This window comes from Moorena sp. SIO4A1 (assembly GCF_010672065.1).
In the GTDB taxonomy this organism is placed as follows: domain Bacteria; phylum Cyanobacteriota; class Cyanobacteriia; order Cyanobacteriales; family Coleofasciculaceae; genus Moorena.
Genome location: NZ_JAAHHX010000613.1, coordinates 1 through 1,583, shown reverse-complemented (window position 1 = coordinate 1,583; position 1,583 = coordinate 1). Strand labels below are relative to the sequence as shown.

Genomic DNA, 1,583 nt, shown 5'->3' with positions numbered 1-1,583 from the left:
GCTGGTGCGGCCTATGTGCCTATTGACCCCGAACTCCCCCAGGAGCGAAGAGAATTTTTACTGACCCAAGGGGAAGTGAAGGTAGTTCTGACCCAAGAACCTCTGTTAGAACAACTAGCAATACCAGAGGGAATTGAGTGTTTGTCTGTAGATACTTTCGAGTCAAGAAAAAATGATTCAATATCCTTCGTCCCCGTACATCATCCAGAAGATTTAGCCTATGTAATTTATACGTCTGGCTCTACAGGTTTACCCAAAGGGGTGATCATTAAGCATCAAGCAGTAGTAAACACCATCCTCGACATCAACCAGCGATTCAATGTTACAGCTAATGACCGAATACTAGCTGTGTCCGCTTTGAATTTTGACCTATCGGTATATGACATTTTTGGTATCCTGGCTGTTGGAGGAACTGTGGTCATTCCATCTGCTATTGAGGCTAAAGATCCTGCTCGTTGGTACGAGTTAATTGTTAAACACCAAGTTACATTGTGGAACTCTGTACCCGCACTAATGCAAATGTTAGTTGAGTACTTGTCTGGGCAGCTCAACCAGTCCCATGGCACCCTACGATTAGCATTGCTCAGTGGCGATTGGATACCACTAACTTTACCAGAGCAAATTAAAGATTTGTGGAGCGATATCCAAATTGTTAGCTTAGGTGGTGCAACTGAAGCCTCAATTTGGTCAATTTATTATCCGATCGAACAAATTTCCCCTGTAACTAAGAGCATTCCTTACGGGAAATCCCTTGCCAATCAAACTGTTTCTGTCCTCAACGATCTAATGCAGCCTGCTCCAGTCTGGGTATCTGGAGATCTTTATATCGGAGGAGTTGGTTTAGCTTCTGGGTATTTATTAGATGAGAAAAAGACAAACGCAAGTTTTATCACTCACCCAGTTACTCACGAACGATTGTACAAAACCGGTGATTTGGGACGATATTTGCCCGATGGTAATATTGAATTTCTCGGTCGCTCAGATTTCCAAGTTAAAATCAATGGCTATCGCGTTGAATTGGGTGAAGTTGAGGCTGCATTAAGCGAGCATTCTACTGTCAAGGAGGCTATTGTTGTTGTTCTTGGCGAGTCGGAACACAAGCGTTTAGTCGCTTATATTGTCCCCAGTCAGTCCTCTGTTGACAAAGCCAAGCTACCAGAAGGTTATCAACCTAGTCAAACAACAGGGGTAATACAAGACCCTGTGGAGAAAATTGAATTTAAACTCAAGCAACCAGGATTGCGTTCTCCATCTCCCACAAAAGAAACTATTTCTTTACCGCTCTCAGAATTTGATGAAGCTCAAAAAGAAGCTTACCTCAAACGTCAGAGTTATCGACAATTCTTGATGCAACCCCTTCCTTTAGAGGAGTTTAGCCAGTTTTTAAGCTGTCTGCTGCAAATGAAACTGGACGATTATCCATTACCCAAATATCTTTACCCTTCTGCAGGAAATCTTTATCCTGTACAAACATATTTATTAATTAAACCAGAACGGGTTTCGGGATTGTCAGGAGGTATTTATTACTATTGTCCTCGGTAGCATAATTTAGTATTTCTCAATCCTTTGAGCGATGTTGACAG

At 42.1% G+C, this 1,583-nt stretch carries 1 protein-coding gene; it reads left to right on the top strand.

Going from position 1 to position 1,583, the window contains the following annotated elements:
• A partial coding sequence (locus F6K53_RS41200) for an amino acid adenylation domain-containing protein (RefSeq protein ID WP_293086098.1) occupies window positions 1-1,542 on the top strand: 1,542 nt, incomplete at its 5' end.
• Window positions 1,543-1,583 lie beyond the last annotated feature (41 nt).